Origin of the sequence: Prodigiosinella aquatilis (assembly GCA_030388725.1) — a bacterium.
In the GTDB taxonomy this organism is placed as follows: Bacteria; Pseudomonadota; Gammaproteobacteria; order Enterobacterales; family Enterobacteriaceae; genus Prodigiosinella; species Prodigiosinella aquatilis.
In genome coordinates this window covers 4,624,137-4,640,252 of sequence record CP128857.1, presented here as the reverse complement: position 1 = coordinate 4,640,252, position 16,116 = coordinate 4,624,137, and the positions used below count along the sequence as shown (strand labels likewise).

15 protein-coding genes, 4 tRNA genes and 1 riboswitch are annotated in these 16,116 nt (G+C 44.4%); of the genes, 14 read left to right on the top strand and 5 right to left on the bottom strand.

The genetic code is table 11. The features are described 5' to 3' along the window. Window position 1 precedes the first annotated feature (1 nt). The 12 genes from wzxE (at window position 2) to PCO85_21570 (ending at window position 9,653) form a co-directional block, all read left to right on the top strand. Window positions 2–1,252, top strand: a complete 1,251-nt coding sequence (gene wzxE / locus PCO85_21625) for a lipid III flippase WzxE (protein ID WJV53702.1) — start codon at window positions 2–4, stop codon at window positions 1,250–1,252. Continuing rightward, window positions 1,249–2,334, top strand: a complete 1,086-nt coding sequence (locus tag PCO85_21620) for a TDP-N-acetylfucosamine:lipid II N-acetylfucosaminyltransferase (protein WJV53701.1) — start codon at window positions 1,249–1,251, stop codon at window positions 2,332–2,334. Before wzxE ends, PCO85_21620 begins: the two co-directional genes overlap by 4 nt. Further along, on the top strand, window positions 2,331–3,704 hold the full coding sequence (wzyE, locus tag PCO85_21615; protein WJV53700.1) for an ECA oligosaccharide polymerase: 1,374 nt from the start codon (window positions 2,331–2,333) through the stop codon (window positions 3,702–3,704). Before PCO85_21620 ends, wzyE begins: the two co-directional genes overlap by 4 nt. Continuing rightward, entirely contained in the window at window positions 3,701–4,453 is a 753-nt protein-coding gene (gene wecG, locus PCO85_21610) for a lipopolysaccharide N-acetylmannosaminouronosyltransferase (GenBank protein WJV53699.1), read from the top strand. Before wzyE ends, wecG begins: the two co-directional genes overlap by 4 nt. Before the next feature lie 166 nt (window positions 4,454–4,619). Further along, window positions 4,620–4,696 (top strand) — tRNA-Arg (locus PCO85_21605). Between the two features lie 81 nt (window positions 4,697–4,777). Further along, window positions 4,778–4,853: transfer RNA gene (locus PCO85_21600), tRNA-His, on the top strand. Between the two features lie 21 nt (window positions 4,854–4,874). Then, window positions 4,875–4,961: transfer RNA gene (locus PCO85_21595), tRNA-Leu, on the top strand. Between the two features lie 41 nt (window positions 4,962–5,002). Beyond that, window positions 5,003–5,079: transfer RNA gene (locus PCO85_21590), tRNA-Pro, on the top strand. A gap of 468 nt (window positions 5,080–5,547) precedes the next feature. After that, a complete protein-coding gene (locus PCO85_21585; GenBank protein ID WJV53698.1) occupies window positions 5,548–6,876 on the top strand; it encodes an amidohydrolase in 1,329 nt (442 codons plus the stop codon). A gap of 239 nt (window positions 6,877–7,115) precedes the next feature. Then, complete coding sequence (locus PCO85_21580) at window positions 7,116–7,895, top strand: ABC transporter ATP-binding protein (GenBank protein WJV53697.1); 780 nt, start codon at window positions 7,116–7,118, stop codon at window positions 7,893–7,895. Continuing rightward, a complete protein-coding gene (locus tag PCO85_21575) occupies window positions 7,892–8,695 on the top strand; it encodes an ABC transporter permease (GenBank protein WJV53696.1) in 804 nt (267 codons plus the stop codon). Before PCO85_21580 ends, PCO85_21575 begins: the two co-directional genes overlap by 4 nt. Window positions 8,696–8,714: 19 nt before the next feature. Next, window positions 8,715–9,653 carry an ABC transporter substrate-binding protein gene (locus PCO85_21570; GenBank protein ID WJV53695.1) on the top strand — a complete coding sequence of 313 codons (939 nt, stop codon included), beginning with the start codon at window positions 8,715–8,717 and terminating at the stop codon, window positions 9,651–9,653. Between the two features lie 207 nt (window positions 9,654–9,860). Here PCO85_21570 and PCO85_21565 read toward each other — a convergent pair whose 3' ends face one another. From PCO85_21565 to PCO85_21545, 5 genes are all read right to left on the bottom strand, one after another. After that, window positions 9,861–10,742: an EamA family transporter gene (locus PCO85_21565; protein ID WJV53694.1), complete on the bottom strand. Its 882-nt coding sequence runs from the start codon at window positions 10,740–10,742 to the stop codon at window positions 9,861–9,863. A 323-nt stretch (window positions 10,743–11,065) separates the two neighbouring features. Next, window positions 11,066–11,803 (bottom strand): class I SAM-dependent methyltransferase, encoded by a 738-nt coding sequence (locus tag PCO85_21560; protein ID WJV53693.1) that lies wholly within the window; start codon window positions 11,801–11,803, stop codon window positions 11,066–11,068. A gap of 19 nt (window positions 11,804–11,822) precedes the next feature. After that, window positions 11,823–12,806: a thymidylate synthase gene (locus PCO85_21555; GenBank protein ID WJV53692.1), complete on the bottom strand. Its 984-nt coding sequence runs from the start codon at window positions 12,804–12,806 to the stop codon at window positions 11,823–11,825. Window positions 12,807–12,808: 2 nt separating this feature from the next. After that, entirely contained in the window at window positions 12,809–13,264 is a 456-nt protein-coding gene (locus tag PCO85_21550) for a nucleoside 2-deoxyribosyltransferase (GenBank protein WJV53691.1), read from the bottom strand. Further along, on the bottom strand, window positions 13,233–13,775 hold the full coding sequence (locus tag PCO85_21545) for an NUDIX hydrolase (protein WJV53690.1): 543 nt from the start codon (window positions 13,773–13,775) through the stop codon (window positions 13,233–13,235). The genes PCO85_21550 and PCO85_21545 overlap by 32 nt, the downstream gene beginning before the upstream one ends. Window positions 13,776–13,865: 90 nt before the next feature. Then, window positions 13,866–13,970: riboswitch (TPP riboswitch) on the bottom strand. 643 nt (window positions 13,971–14,613) lie between these two features. Between PCO85_21545 and PCO85_21540 the strand changes: the two genes are divergently transcribed. Both PCO85_21540 and PCO85_21535 read left to right on the top strand, forming a co-directional pair. After that, entirely contained in the window at window positions 14,614–15,765 is a 1,152-nt protein-coding gene (locus tag PCO85_21540) for an MFS transporter (GenBank protein WJV56169.1), read from the top strand. A 16-nt stretch (window positions 15,766–15,781) separates the two neighbouring features. Beyond that, complete coding sequence (locus tag PCO85_21535) at window positions 15,782–16,066, top strand: hypothetical protein (GenBank protein WJV53689.1); 285 nt, start codon at window positions 15,782–15,784, stop codon at window positions 16,064–16,066. Window positions 16,067–16,116: the final 50 nt, after the last annotated feature.

Sequence of the window (16,116 nt, the reverse complement as noted above, 5' to 3'; positions counted from 1 at the left end):
TATGTCATTAGCCAGAGCATCAATGTGGACGGCGGTTTCGACACTGATAAAAATTGGTGTGGGGCTGGTGGTGATCAAACTGTTGGCAGTGACATTCGGCCCGGAAGGTGTTGGTCAGGCAGGAAACTTCCGTCAGTTGATTACTGTTTTAGGCGTATTGGCGGGTGCCGGTATTTTTAACGGTGTGACCAAATACGTTGCCGAGTATCAGCAACGACCAGAACAGCTAAACGCCTTACTGGGGACATCAGTGGTAGTGGTCCTGGGCTGTTCGGCGCTGCTGGCGGTGCTGTTTTTGTTGGCTGCGGCCCCTATTTCCCAACTGTTGTTCGGGAATGAGCATTACCGGTCCGTCATTCGTGCATTGGCATTCATCCAATTGGGGATCGCCTGTGCCAACCTGTTTCTGTCCATCCTGAAAGGGTATCGGGATGTCCGGGGAACGGCACTGACCATTATTGCTGGTAGTCTGATTGGATTGATCGCTTATTACCTCTGTTTTCAATCTGATGGTTATACCGGAGCGCTGGTCGGGTTGGCGCTAGTCCCGGCATTGGTCGTGTTACCTGCTGGCTGGTGGTTGAGGCGCCGAGCGCATATCGGGCTGAGGGCGTTAATGCCGTGCTGGGATAATGTGCAGGCTGGCAATCTCGCCAAGTTTACACTGATGGCCTTGATGACAGCGGTGACCATGCCGGTGGTCTACATTATGATGCGTAACCAACTGGCTGCGCATTACAACTGGGAAGCAGTGGGCGTCTGGCAAGGTGTCAGCACCATTTCGGATGCCTATCTGCAATTTATTACCGCCTCTTTTAGTGTTTACTTGCTGCCAACGTTATCTCGTCTGGTTGATAGACGCGCTATTGCCCAAGAGGTTGTGAAATCTCTCAAATTTGTACTACCTGCGGTGATGGCGGCCAGCTTCTGCATATGGCTGCTGCGGGATGTGGTCATCTGGCTGCTTTTTTCCCGGCAGTTTATTGCCATGCGGGATTTATTTCCGTGGCAGCTCACTGGAGATGTGTTGAAAGTGGGATCCTATCTTTTCGGTTATGTTGTCATTGCCAGGGCGGCACTGCGTTTTTATTTGCTGACGGAAGTGAGCCAGTTTTTGCTGTTGGCCGGGTTCTCACACTGGCTGATTCCCCTTCATGGGGCCCTGGGCGCGGTTCAAGCGTATATGGCGACTTATCTGATCTATTTTTTGCTGTGTTGCAGTGTATTCATTATCTATTGTAGGCGTGCATGACAACTCTCATTCATGTTTTAGGGGCGGATATTCCACACCATAATCACACTGTGTTGCGTTTTTTTAACGACACGCTGTTGCCGCAATTACCGTCCCGGCAAGTACAGCGTTTTATGGTGGTTGCCCGTGATACGGTGCCGTTGAATGATTTTCCGGCGTTAACCATTGCGTTTTATCCTGATAAAAACACGCTGGCAAAGGCCGTTGTTGCGTTGGCTAAAGCCGACAGGGATACGCGTTTCTTTTTCCACGGTCAGTTTAATCCGTTGATTTGGTTTGCGTTGATATCTGGGGGAATTAAGCCATCACAGGCTTACTGGCACATATGGGGAGCAGATTTGTATGAAGAGGCTACCAGCTGGAAGTATCGCTTGTTCTATCTGATGCGCCGTATTGCCCAACGGCGTGTCGGCCATGTTTTTGCCACTCGCGGTGATTTATTTCATTACCAACAGCGAACAGCCCAGGTTGGTGCCTCACTACTTTATTTCCCGACCCGCATGACTCCGGGATTTGACAACACGGAGCATGAAAAGGACCCAACCGCGCCACTGACTATACTGGTCGGGAATTCTGGCGATCGTACCAATCGACATATCGAAGCTTTACACGCCATTCATGAACAGTTTGGCTGTCGGGTCCGGGTGCTTGTCCCCATGGGCTATCCGGCCAATAATGATGTCTATATTTCACAGGTTCAGGAAGTGGGTAACTCGTTGTTTGGCGTGAAGTATTTCCAATTGCTTCGTCTGCCAATGTCTTTTGATGATTATCTGGCGATGCTGCGTACTTGTGATTTGGGTTATTTTATTTTTAACCGCCAGCAGGGAATCGGGACACTGTGTCTGCTCATTCAGTGTGGCATACCGTTTGTTATCAGCCGAAAAAACCCTTTCAGGCAGGATTTGACGGCACAAAATCTGCCAGTATTGTTTTATGGTGATGTGCTTGATGAGACTGTAGTGCGCAGAGCCCAGCGTGAATTGGCATTGGTGAATAAGCAGCAGATAGCGTTCTTTTACCCTAATTATCTGTATGGCTGGCGACAAGCGCTGGCGCAGGCAGCAGGAGAATCGTCATGACGCAAGCGCAGTTCAGTGGCCTGCTGGCGGTTTATCTGATCTCCGTGGTGTTCATCCTATTCCTGACCTGGCAGGAGTTCCGACGGGTGCGTTTTAATTTTAACGTGCTGTTTTCCCTACTTTACCTCTTAACGTTTTATTTTGGTTTTCCGCTCACCTGTATCCTGGTTTTCAGGTTTGATGTTGAAGTCGCTCCAGCGGAATATTTGCTGCAGGCCATGCTTTCTGCCACGGCTTTTTATGCTATCTACTTCGTCGTCTATAAAACCCGGCTGCGACCCAAAAACCGCGTAACCCGTCCCCCTGTATTTACCATGACCCGGGTGGAAGCTCATATTACCTGGCTACTGCTGGCGTTGGTTGCCGTGTGTACCGCCGGCGTGTTTTTCCTGAATAATGGTTTTCTGTTGTTCAAGCTAGATTCTTATAGCCAGATTTTTTCCAGTGCAGTCTCTGATGTGGCGCTAAAACGCTTCTTCTATTTTTTTATCCCCGCCATGTTGGTGATCTATTTCCTGCATCAGACCCGGGTTGCCTGGTGCTTGTTCCTGCTCGCTACCGTCTCTTTTGGCATCCTGACTTACCTCATCATCGGGGGAACCCGCGCCAACATTATTATTGCATTTGCCCTGTTCCTGTTTATCGGTATCCGACGCGGCTGGATTACATTATGGATGCTGGCGGTGGCCGGTACAGTGGGGGTGGTTGGTATGTTCGGGTTGGCGTTGGCTCGCTATAACCTGGATGTCAGTGGCGCAGAAGCGTTCTACACCTTTCTCTACCTGACGCGCGATACGTTTTCTCCCTGGGAGAATCTGGCATTGTTGTGGCAGCATTACGACAGTATCACGTTTCAGGGGTTGGCTCCGGTGGTGAGGGATTTCTACGTATTTATACCTGGCTGGCTGTGGCCGTCCCGCCCTGCGTTGATACTGAACAGTGCCAACTACTTTACCTGGGATGTACTGAATTACCACGCTGGGCTGGCCATTTCTCCGACGTTATTGGGGTCGTTGCTGATCATGGGTGGAGTAGCCTTTATTCCTCTGGGGGCGGTGGTAGTTGGGCTGATCATTAAATGGTTTGACTGGTTATATGATGCCGGATTACGTGACAGTAACCGTTATAAGGCGGCAATTCTACAAAGCTTCTGCTTTGGTGCGGTATTCAATATTATCGTTCTGGCGCGTGAAGGTGTAGATGCCTTTGTTTCCCGGATCGTCTTTTTCTGTTTTATTTTCGGCAGTTGCCTATTAATGGCCAAATTATTGTATTGGTTGTTGGACAGTGCAGGGGTTATCCGACAACGACGCTGTTCTCTAGCCTTGACACATTCAACGTCAGCCACACCAACAGACACTATGCGATGAAAAGAGAAATAGAAGAACATGACGTGATTCCCCGCTACACCATTCGGGGGATAACGCTACATGGATTTTGTCATATGGCACAGTGTGTGGATTATCTTTTCGAGGGTGTGAGGGTAAAAACCGGGGCATTGATTGCCATGAATGCGGAAAAGTTGCTGGCTACAGAGAACGACCCAGTGTTACGTACCCTGATAGACGAGGCAGAGTATAAATACGCCGACGGTATCAGCATCGTGCGGTCTATCAGGCGAAAATATCCACAGGCGGAGGTCGTGCGGATTGCTGGCGCTGATTTATGGGAGGCGATAATGCAGCGCGCCGGTCGAGAAGGGACCCCGGTTTTTCTGATTGGAGGTAAACCGGATGTGCTGGCGCAAACGGTAGATAAGCTTCGTGCACAGTGGAAGGTCAATATCGTTGGTAGCCATACCGGTTACTTTGTGCCGGAACAGCGCCAGGCACTCTTTCAGCAGGTGAGCAATAGCAGTGCGCAGATTGTCACAGTAGCGATGGGTACGCCGAGACAGGAAATACTGATGCGAGACTGTCGGCAGTCTTACCCGCATGCGCTTTATATGGGTGTGGGTGGAACATATGATGTTTTTACCGGACGGGTAAAACGTGCACCGCTGGTCTGGCAAAATCTGGGACTGGAATGGTTTTATCGGTTACTAACCGAACCCAGCCGAATCAGGCGACAAATTAAGTTGCTGCGTTACCTGGCCTATCATTTCAGCGGTCGTTTGTAACGGTTAACCCTGCGTGGAGATGTGTATAAAAAACAGACCAGTGAGTCGATGTGGAGGGCAATGTGCCAGTAAATGAACAAAGCATAAGCAAACGCATCGTTTCTGAAAAAAAGCACTAGACAGCTACTCATTAAATCCGTACTATCCCCACCCGCAACGGCGCTATGCGCCCGTAGCTCAGCTGGATAGAGCGCTGCCCTCCGGAGGCAGAGGTCTCAGGTTCGAATCCTGTCGGGCGCACCATTATTATGAGTGCGAGAGCTGCGGAGGTATTTTACCCCGTAACAGAAGTACCGAATGCAGGTAGTAATGTAGTGGTATATGGTGGCTATAGCTCAGTTGGTAGAGCCCTGGATTGTGATTCCAGTTGTCGTGGGTTCGAGTCCCATTAGCCACCCCAGATTTTAAAGTTTGTGAATATGCGAAGGTGGCGGAATTGGTAGACGCGCTAGCTTCAGGTGTTAGTGTCTTAACGGACGTGAGGGTTCAAGTCCCTCTCTTCGCACCACACAAATGATGATGCCAGTGGCATCAAAGCAGTAAATTTATCGGCGAGTAGCGCAGCTTGGTAGCGCAACTGGTTTGGGACCAGTGGGTCGGAGGTTCGAATCCTCTCTCGCCGACCATCTTCTCTAAAGGTTTTGTCCATTAATGTTCGGACGAGGCCAGTAATAAATAAAGAAAAACAGTAAGTTGTCATGACTTACTGTTTTTTTATTTGTTATGTTTCCCCTCGATATAGTGAAATCCCCCTTTTTATGCATGCGTTTGGGCAAAAAATAGCGGCACATGTGATGCGCTATGCCTGACAGGCATGCGCTCTTCTGAGTAAATATATTGATCCGCAAGCACATCAACAGACTAAACCGTTACGGCAGAAATGGACCGGAGAATGACTACAGATGCACGGTTTGTTAAAACTTTTTTTCTGTCTATAGTCATATAGTGAAAATGTCGTGCTATCTGTTTTGGTAACTTTCTATTTACGCTATATTTTGTTCGTTTTTTATCGGTGTGATTGTCTGCGATACCGATACAGTCTTCTCTTCTGGCGACACAGATCCAAATTATTTTTGTATGGGAAACGTGGAGGAATGATGGGGCGAATCATTATCAAAAATGGCATGGTACTCACGTTGGATGAGGCGGGTACTTATTACGAAAGTGGTACTGTTATTGTCAACGGAGATCGACTCGCCGCTATTCTGCCTGCAAGCCAGTCTTTCGAATGTTTCCCGACAGACGAAGTAATTGATGCCTCGAATAAAATCGTGATGCCGGGATTAATCGATCTGCATTATCACACCGCTATAGGTAAAGGTTTCAATGACCATATGCCTTTGTGGGAATATCTGGATGAGTGTTGGTATCCATTGGTGAGAGCATTGGATCCAGAAGCGGCTTACTGGGCTGCGCTTGCCAGCTATACGGAGTCCATTAAAGCAGGTACAACGACGGTTAACGACATGTACCGTCAGCTCGATTCTCTGACCATGGCTGCTGAAGAAATTGGCATACGAGCGGTGCTGTGCAACGATGTTGCACTCAAGGAGCATCATTTAGACTGTCTCCAGGATAACTACGATGCTTATCAGCGTAATCACGGCAAGGCCAATGGTCGTATCGAGGTACGCGTAGGCATTGAATGGCTTCCCTTGGCTTCACCTGATTTATTACGCGAGGCGCGAGCCATGGCGGATACATTGGGAAGTGGCATTCATGTGCACCTAAATGAATCGCAAACTGAAGTCGATTTCTGTCTGGAAAAGTTTGGGCGTCGGCCAACGGAGCTGGCATATGATATGGGTCTGCTTGGCCCTGACACTATCGCTGCCCACTGTGTTTGGCTCAGTGATGGTGAAATCGCCATGATGGCCGAAACCGGAACCCACATCTCTCATAACCCAAACTCCAATGCAAAATTGGGTAACGGTATTGCGCGTGTCCCCGAGATGTTGGCTGCCGGTATTAATGTTGGGCTCGGACATGACGCAGTAGAATGCAATAATAGTGCAGACATGTTTGAAGTCATGAAATACGCTTCTTTATTGCAACGTGCAAGCCGTGTCGATGCCAGCTTGATGCCAGCCAGAGAAGTCCTGCATATGGCTACTCATCATGGAGCAAAAGCATTGGGGCATGAAACTGGTCAACTGGCAGTGGGCAAAAAAGCAGACATCATTCTCGTTGAAACTAATAACGCAATCTTTACACCACTTTTGCGCGATACACCGGTTCATCTAACCAGCCATCTTGTTTTTGCTGCTAATGGCAGTACCGTTGATACGGTCATTATTAATGGTGAAATTGTGATGCGTGGCAGGGTTCTTACGCACGTTGATGAGCAACTGATCGTCCGTGAGGCTAATGCAGCTTTCCGTCGCCTTAAGGACAATATAGTGGTGATGAAAGGTAATGATTGAGTTTATCCGTGGTAATTAACCACCAGATGATGAAGGCTCTACATTATAAATCAACATGTTGCTATGCAAACTTGCTAATGGCATTGAATTAAGTTAGCCATCATTACAAACAATTAGCTCAGTTATTTAAGTATTTCCTTGCCATATGACAACATATTGACTCTTGGCGGATAGGGCGGCTCCTCTGCGATGAAATGACTACCCTCTATTATATGAACTTTTTAAAAAGGTAGCGTGTAATGGGAAAAACGTCTGGCTCCCATCAGTCCGTATCCTCAGCTACGGGAAATAGTGGGATTCCGGGAATCCGCGTAGATAACCTTACCTTACGTTTTGGTAATCATACTGTTTTCAATAAGCTGACTTTCGAGATTAAAGGCGGCGAGTTTGCGGTATTACTCGGTGAGAGTGGTGTTGGTAAAAGTAGTTTACTAAAGATTATTGCCGGGCTTTCCAACGCGACATCCGGAAATGTATGCGGTACGGATGGACAACCACTCAATAATCGCATTGCTTATATGGGCCAGCAGGATCTGCTATATCCGTGGCTTAACCTTTTTGAAAATGTAACGCTTGGTGCAAGATTAAGACGAGAAAAGGTTGATAAACGCTGGGCGGAACATCTACTTGAACGCGTAGGGCTGGCAAACCGACGCACTGCATTGCCCGCTGAATTGTCAGGGGGAATGCGGCAACGAGCGGCTATTGCCAGAACGCTCTACGAACAGCGGCCTATTGTCCTGATGGATGAACCTTTCTCGGCATTAGATGCTATTACCCGCGTTAAAGTACAAGATCTGGCTGCTGAGTTACTAGAAGGGTGTACCGCGTTGTTCATTACGCATGATCCGATGGAAGCATGTCGACTCGGTCATTGCTTGATGGTGTTATCAGGATTGCCCGCCGGAATTGGGAAGCCTATTACTATCGCGGGTAATCCTCCTCGCTCCCTGGATGATCCTGAATTGCAAAGAAGCCAAGGTGAACTATTGCGTCTTTTTGTGGAGCAAGCGCAATGAATAATAAATTTTTGGCTCGTTATGCCCTTATTAGTCGGGGGATAGTGATTTTTCTCGGTCTAATTGCACTCTGGTGGGGAGGGACTTGGTTATTTAGCTTACCAACCTACATGTTACCAACGCCGCCTAAAGTTGTAGAGGCGCTGTGGAACGGCAGAAGCTATCTTTGGGAACATACATTGATCACGACGGTTGAAATTTGTCTCGGTCTTTTCTTTGGTCTGTTGTTCGGTGCGCTTTTTGCGTTGGCGATGATGTTTTCACCCATATTACAGCGCTGGTTGATGCCTGTGCTCGTTATTAGTCAAGCTATACCGGTATTTGCACTAGCCCCATTGCTTGTGCTCTGGTTAGGTTTTGGTCTTTGGTCCAAGGTTGTTGCCACCACTTTGGTCATTTTTTTCCCGATAACGGCTTCTTTTTTTGATGGATTACGGCGAACCGAAACAGGTTGGTTAGAACTGGCCCAAACCATGGGGGCCTCTCCCTATTCACAATTACGCCATGTCCGGCTGATTGCGGCGTTACCCGCCTTCGGTTCTGGGTTGAGGGTAGCCGCAGTTATTGCACCGATTGGGGCAATTATTGGCGAATGGGTAGGCGCTGCGGGTGGACTTGGCTATGTTATGTTGAACGCAAATGCCCGAACACAGACCGCAGTCTGTTTTGCCGCACTTTTTATTCTGTCGATCATGGCTGTCGTGCTATGGCAACTGGTCGATGTATTTCTAAAGCATGTTCTCTATTGGGTTCCTGATTCAGAACGAAAAAATCAGATCCCGGAGAATAACCGTTCATGATGTCAAATAGGGGATAAGAATGCTCAAGAAAACGGTTATCAGCTCGTTATTTGGTCTACTAATGGCAACGTCGGTACACGCGCAGGAAAAAGTTACTGTTCTGTTAGATTGGTTTATCAATGCTGACCATGCCTCTCTCTTTGTCGCTGACCAGATAGGTGCTTTTAAGGCGGAAGGGTTGGACGTCGAATTCGTGCCGCCAGCAGATCCCAGCACACCTTCCCGTTTAGTGGCGGCAAAACAGGGAGATATAGCCATTAGCTATCAACCACAACTTTATATGTATGCAGATCAAGGATTACCGCTGGTTCGGGTCGGTACTATCATCAACACACCATTGAATACATTGGCCGTTTTAGCATCGTCAGGTATTCACTCGATGGCTGACCTGAAGGGTAAAAAGATCGGCTATTCCGTTAGTGGCATTGAGGAAGCCACGTTGAACAGCATGCTTAAACAGGGAAAACTTACATTAAAAGATGTCACCCTGATCAACGTCAACTTCCAATTGGTGAGTGCTTTGATGTCAAAAAATGTCGACGCCGTGCTGGGTGGTTTTCGTAATATTGAGGCACCCGAAATCCGGGAACTTGGCGTCGAACCAATCCTATTCAATGTCGAGGATTATGGTGTGCCTGCATATGATGAATTGATTGTGCTGGTTAACAAAGATAGTGTCGGTGACCCGAAGATCAAAAAGTTTATGATAGCTTTGAAGAAAGGCACAGAATACCTAAGGATGCATCCGCAGGAAACATGGGCAGTCTTTGCTAAGCTTCATCCTGATTTGAACAACAAACTCAATAAGATTGCCTGGATGGCGACTTTACCTTATTTTGCTAAAGATCCCATGAAGTTGGATGTTGAACGCTACCGTAATTATGGGCATTTCCTGTTCGAAAATAAGCTAATCAATAAGGAACTTCCTGTCGGTGATTATGCTGTTGAATTAAAGTAATAAGATTTGATAGCACAGCATTATGATAGGTTTGTTTTTCCCGGTTAACTGGTAGCAAGTGGATGATTGAGCAACCAAAAATTAATCACATGATGTCTTCAACAAACTCGATCATTTGCAAATTAGACACTTGTTCTCGTGACGGGGCACACATTATGTCATTTGGGCTATTCAGCACAAAGTAAATAGAACCAAGATAACGTTAACTTAAGCTGAAGATGAATTACTTGGGGCCTTGTTGGTTAAGGTTAATACCAACAAGGCTCCGGTCATAGCTAACGCGCCAATTACATTTATAGCAGTAAGTGGCATTGGGAAAAAAGGTAACGCTATCAGTGCGACAATATATGGATTTATAGCACGCAACGTATTGGATTCAAAGAAAGATAAATGGCAAACACTTTTTATATAGAAAAAGAGAGACAGGCTGGCAGAAACTGCACTTGTAAAAGCAAATATAAATGAAAAAGGGATTGTAATGAGTGAGTCCAATAAATCAATTTTTACCTGTACAGCAAGGAATGGTATTAATACTACATTGTAGCAAAATATAATCGTGGCGGGGCTTGCTGATATAGATACAAGTTTCAAAATGGCAAAGTTAAGGGCGAAAAGAAAAGCTGAGAATGAGGTAATTAATACCGCATCCCAAGGCCAGGGTGTGTTTGGTGCTGGCCAAGTTGAAATCAGTGAACTAAATATACAAACAATCGCAATTCCGATTCTCATTGGATTAAATTTTTCATTGAAAATCCAATGTGAGAGTAAAAAACCAAATGCTATTTGGGTTCGAGATAAAAATGCATGGCTCCCAGGATCAAGCCCTTTTAAGCCTTGATAGAACATAAACATTGCCACTAGATTAGTTGCAATGGCAAGCATTCCGTACCAGGAAGTAAAAAAGCGATGGAAAGATTTGAATGTGATATAAGGAAAACTAATTAAAGCAGATATAATCGCAAATACCAGTAAAAAGGCAGATGTTGATATTTGCTGCAATGCAACTTTCGCGAGTACAGCAGAGACCGCACTGGTTATAATTGAAATACACTGATAAGCGAGTGGGCGTGCTCTCTGCAAGTGAGTCATGGTAAGGTTTCCTTTCTGTGAGCCTGTAAATAATTCTGTGTAACTGCTTACCTATTAACAGTGATCGTTCAGTCACACATGGCTCTCCCTGGTCGTTATCGCTAACAATAGTGACTATCTATATCCCCTTCGCCTTTCAAGATGCAGGTGTGTTGGCTGCATTCCTCCACTCGAGTCACTTATCTGGATTCACTCATTTACCGCTGTCCTGCATCTTGAAATTTATTGGGTATATACATTTAACATAAATAGTCTGTCCTTTATCTTTTCCGTAAATAATGCTGATTTTTGATAAAAAGTTTATGGTTTTATGAAGTAAACTATCAACCCGATGCCTTAACCGTCTTAAACATAATGAAAGGTTTGGTATCTTGAAGTTCATTGAAATTTTGGCGATCAGGATTGTCAAAATTATTAACGTATTTTAATTCCTTTTCTTCAATAAGTGTCAGTCCAGCCTGGGCGAAAGTTTGATGGTATGTTTGTACATCCCAGTTTTTATCAACAAGTTTTAGTGATTGTTGCCCTGGAATATTGAGATAAACGGGGCGATCTTCTCCGTCATGATAGGTCACACCATATTCACCATTACGGTAAGTGGGATATTGTATCCCTGTAGTCCGCGGATTAGTATCTAAGACATAGTATATACCCCCGGGCTTAAGTAGACGTGCGACTTCTGAGGTTACGCGCGATAGTTCAAGTCGTTCTGGTATGTTGATAAACAGAAAACAACTAATGGCCGCGTCAAAACTACCATCAGAAAAGGGCAGCATTGGGCCGGGAATATGTACATACTGCAATTTATCGCCACCTGCCGCTTTTGCCTTATCTATCATGGTGGGTGCAATATCCACTCCGGTAACATGATCGATACCCGCGGTTTCTAATCGTCTCGATACTTTTCCACCACCACATCCATAATCAAGTACATTTATTTCTTTACCACATGAGTTGGTTAAGTCAGCGATCATCGGTTGATAGCCAAAGTGATCTTCAACCCAATCATCATATGCGTCGAAAAGTTCAGATGTCTGTTTTTCAGTCCAGTTTGTATTCATTGAGATTCCTACCTTTATGTTAATAGTCAGTAGTGCTGTCCCAGCGGTTGATAATAAAAGGACGATAGTATTGATTTATTGACTCCATTGCTTTCCTGGGCAGTTGTTCACCCATCTTGATTTGGCGATAGATCCAGAAGAGCAACAGTATATCCCGCCAGTATGGGGACAGCGGAATATTTAATAAATCATCAAGCGATACTTGACCTTTTCGAATTTGTGCCTCGAAGTTCAGTACAGAACTTATTGTTTCACTCGATGTTCCCAATGGTATCGTTGGAATCGATATGTTTTGTCTAAGGGTTTCTTGATTATTGAGCACTGTCAAGGCACGTTTCAACGTATCATCGTAGACATGAAGAGAGCCAACTTGATGAGTATAATGACCAATTTCACACCCAATTCTTGATGCAATATATTCTTGTAAGAATGTAAATGAAAAAATATCATTTAGCAGACCAATATAGGCATCATTTGCTCGCATGAAACCCACCATATTGAGTTTCCCTTCACGTAATAATAATTGCAAACCTAACGTACATGATACATCTATATTTCGCCTAAAAAGATCTTCTTCGGCGCTAAAAATCTGGAGAACCACGCGCTTACTGTCTGCATCATCATTTTTCAGAATATCGATTGCTCGTTCAATCTGATCCAAAGCATTCGTACCATAATATCTTAATCTGGCACCATAGCCTGTTCCGGGCAGGGACTTTCCATCAGGGCTATAACGTTTCATTGAAGGAGCATAATAAGCAATGAAGTCTACGTCATTTTTACCAGATAAATACCACAATGCCTCTGCGTAGTTGAAAACGATATTTTGTTTTCGTTCTGTATTAAGACAGAAACGGGCGGTTGGATTATTTAACCGTACATTATAACCAATTATTTCGTATTCTGAATGCCCGCGAGGGGAGTTGTAGTATTCATATTTAAAACAGACTTGACGAAGAGTTGCCTCATACAATTGAGTCAAATCATTAAAACTTTCTGGCATACTTATCCCCTCTTTTCAAGACGTTTGATGGCTTGTTCAATAATCTCTGGATTTATTGAGTTATTTTCATATTCTATATATTCGACGCGGGTGATTTGATTTAATCCTTGTACAAGGTATGCATATGTCTTTTGTGTTTCCAGCAACATGATTATGGGCTTACCTAAGGCGGAAGCCCAGCCAAGTTCTATATGAGTACCAGGTGACACCGGTGAACCCGGAAAAGCGACGAAGCAGTCGCAGCGAGAAATTTCCTCATAATCCTTTTTTGTACAAGCATCAGGTGTCATGAAATCTTTCCCCCAATTCTCTCTCCGATGAGCGGAGTGAACATTCCATCCAATATTTTCAAAAAAAATAATTATTCTGCTAAATAATGTAATGCTTTCATCTGACATAATACCGCTACGGCTATTAACCAGTGATTTAAAAGGTCCGGCCAGAAACATTCGTCTCATTTTTTTCTCCTTCTTTAACTGAGCAATGTAAATTATAGGCTTTAAAAGCAACCTCTCTCACTTGATCTGCCAATAACCCATCAAAATTAAAAATTCCATCCGATATATGCACCCATTGGCAGTCAGTCGCGTCATCGCCAGGCCTTAGTTCACCATCAATATATTTGCACCGCATTGCAATTAACACATAATGATGATGTTTTCCCGTTAAGTCATAGCCGATAACTTCCACAATATCTACCAGCGCTTCAATTTCAGCAGTGATTCCAGTTTCTTCCATGAGTTCGCGTAAAACCGCGGTATGCAAACTTTCTCCAGGTTCAACTGAGCCTCCCGGATAACCCCAGGTGTCTTTCTGTGGTTCTTTACTGCGCTTAACAAGGATCAATTCATCGTTGCGGAAAGTTACAGCAATGACCGCAAGGCGAGGCGCGGATAGTGAAGATGGATGGGGGTGTTTTCCTGGCTTATTGGACAACCTTGTTAAGGTTTCTAACTCTCTTGGTGACATAGACCCTCCAGTAATTAATTACAGGAGATCCGGGTGCGGAGTGAAAGGGTAAGAGTGAAAAGACACTTGCCTTACTGATGTTTTATGAAGTGACTGATACTTGTCCTATCCCTACGCCGGTATTACCCGGATCAGGTTCAAAGAGTTTGGATGACTCCATCTCAGCCTTTATATAAGGCACCCCTTGGATAATTAACCATTACATCTTCAAAGACATTAAGTCAACTTGCTCTGCGTATATTCATATAGTGACAGAGGTTAAGTATATATACCAGTTACCCTTCTCATTACAGATGTGCTGGCTTTCTTCGCTCATCACAGTCACTACTTGAGTGAGCTATCAGGGGTTCGCTGCATTGCCGTCTTCCTGTAACTCGAATTATTTAAAATATATTTTATATTTAATTAGTTACGGGCTATGTTAACTTTTTACCGGCTGCTGATTCAGACACGTTGCCTGATAAAGAGGCGACGATAGAAAACGGAAAACTATTTAGCTTGTAGTTTTTTTGTGTATCGATCTCTGCTCTTTCCTATTCATCACCGGTTATTAGGACGGTTTTTTTATCTTATATATATGGAGTGTATTCTATTATCTAGTTGAATAAACAACCTATTTTTAGACTGCTTGTGTTGATGTTCGGCGTGAGTAGCGGTGTTGTTAACACAATTATCATAAGTTAAAAAAATGTTGACTTTGACACCGCTGTAAAGGTTTAGATAGCAAAAAATGTGAATCTCAGCACAAAAATGGATTGAAAATGGTATGAAATATTTCAGTCACACTGACGTCAGCTTATTTATTCCTGGTTCTTTTTCCAGATGGATATCGATCTTGATGCTGTCACTGGCTGCTATTGTTTTTGTAACTGCGGAGTTACTCCCGATTGGTGTACTTACTGAGATTGGTGAAACTTATAATGAATCTGCTGGCTCAATAGGTTTAATCGTTACTGGATATGCTTGGGTAGTAGCGATATCGGCGGTTTTTATTACGTCTTTATTAATTGGCGTAGAAAGAAAAAGACTATTATTAATTCTTTTGTTGGCTTTCTCTATTTCGAATCTCATCGTTTCTCAAACATCTGATCTATTTGTTCTTTATTTTGGAAGAATTATTGGTGCGTTTGCACATGGCGTGTTTTGGTCCATAGTGGGCCCTATGGCGGTAAAAATCGTACCTCAGGGTGGGAAATCAAGGGCAATGGCTATTGTGTTTGGTGGAATTGCGATTGCCAGCGTTATCGCCGTACCACTAGGAACATTTATTTCGCAGAAAGTAGGATGGCAACTGGCTTTTCTATGGCTTGCTATCAGTAGCCTGATGATTATGCTTGTTATCATTTATACGATGCCGACAATGCAATTAGAAAAAAATGATAAAGATACCTCACTTCTGGGTTTATTAACCAGACCTTATTTACGAAGGCTGTTCCCCGTCACTGCGCTTGCTATTTGTGGACATTTTTGTGCATTTACTTATATTGGACCAATTCTTGAAGATGCTGTTTATATATCACATGACCATTTACCTTTGTTTTTGCTCTCTTTCGGTATTTTTGGCGTTATTGGTAATGTTTCGTCTGGGCTTATTCCTGATAAAAAGTTGGTTTTTTTTACGCTTTTTTCATTTGTCTTAATGGTGATATCGATAGTTTTACTTACTTATTTTTCCAAGAATAGAGTCATCTTATCTTATTTATTTTTCGGCCTGTGGGGTATGGGTATTTGTCTCATCACTGTTACACTTCAGTCCATCGTACTTAATCTAGCGCCTGATGCTGGAGCGCGTGCTTCATCTATACATGTCGCTATGTTTAACACCGGCATTGGTTCTGGGGCATTTATAGGTGGAGTGATTATTAATTATTGGGGAGCGGGTATTACTGCTATTGCCGGAAGCGTGCTGTTTCTTGTCGCTTTCTTTATTTTGCTACCATTACTACGTATTTATTCGACGTCATCAATAACCGAAACCAGCAAGTTTTAAATTGAGGAAAATAAATATGACTATTCAGAAATACAGTGGAAATATACCATTTCGTGTTGGGATGGTGGGAGCAGGATTCATGGCTAAGCTACATGGTTGTAGTGATCAGCAATTTGTCATTTTTTTGTGTCGTGACGTGACATTTGTCGGGCTGAATGATGAACAGGATGAAGTGATCGAAGCCCGGTGGTTTTCTGCGGGAGAAATTATGGCGTTAATTACATCAGGTGAAATGATTGATGGGCTGTCGCTGACGCCATTACTGTTCTATTTTGCAACTGAAACGGTATTACTGAAATAAAAAACCCGCAAAGATACCTCCAATGCGGGCTCTTTTTCAGAGCGGTTGTT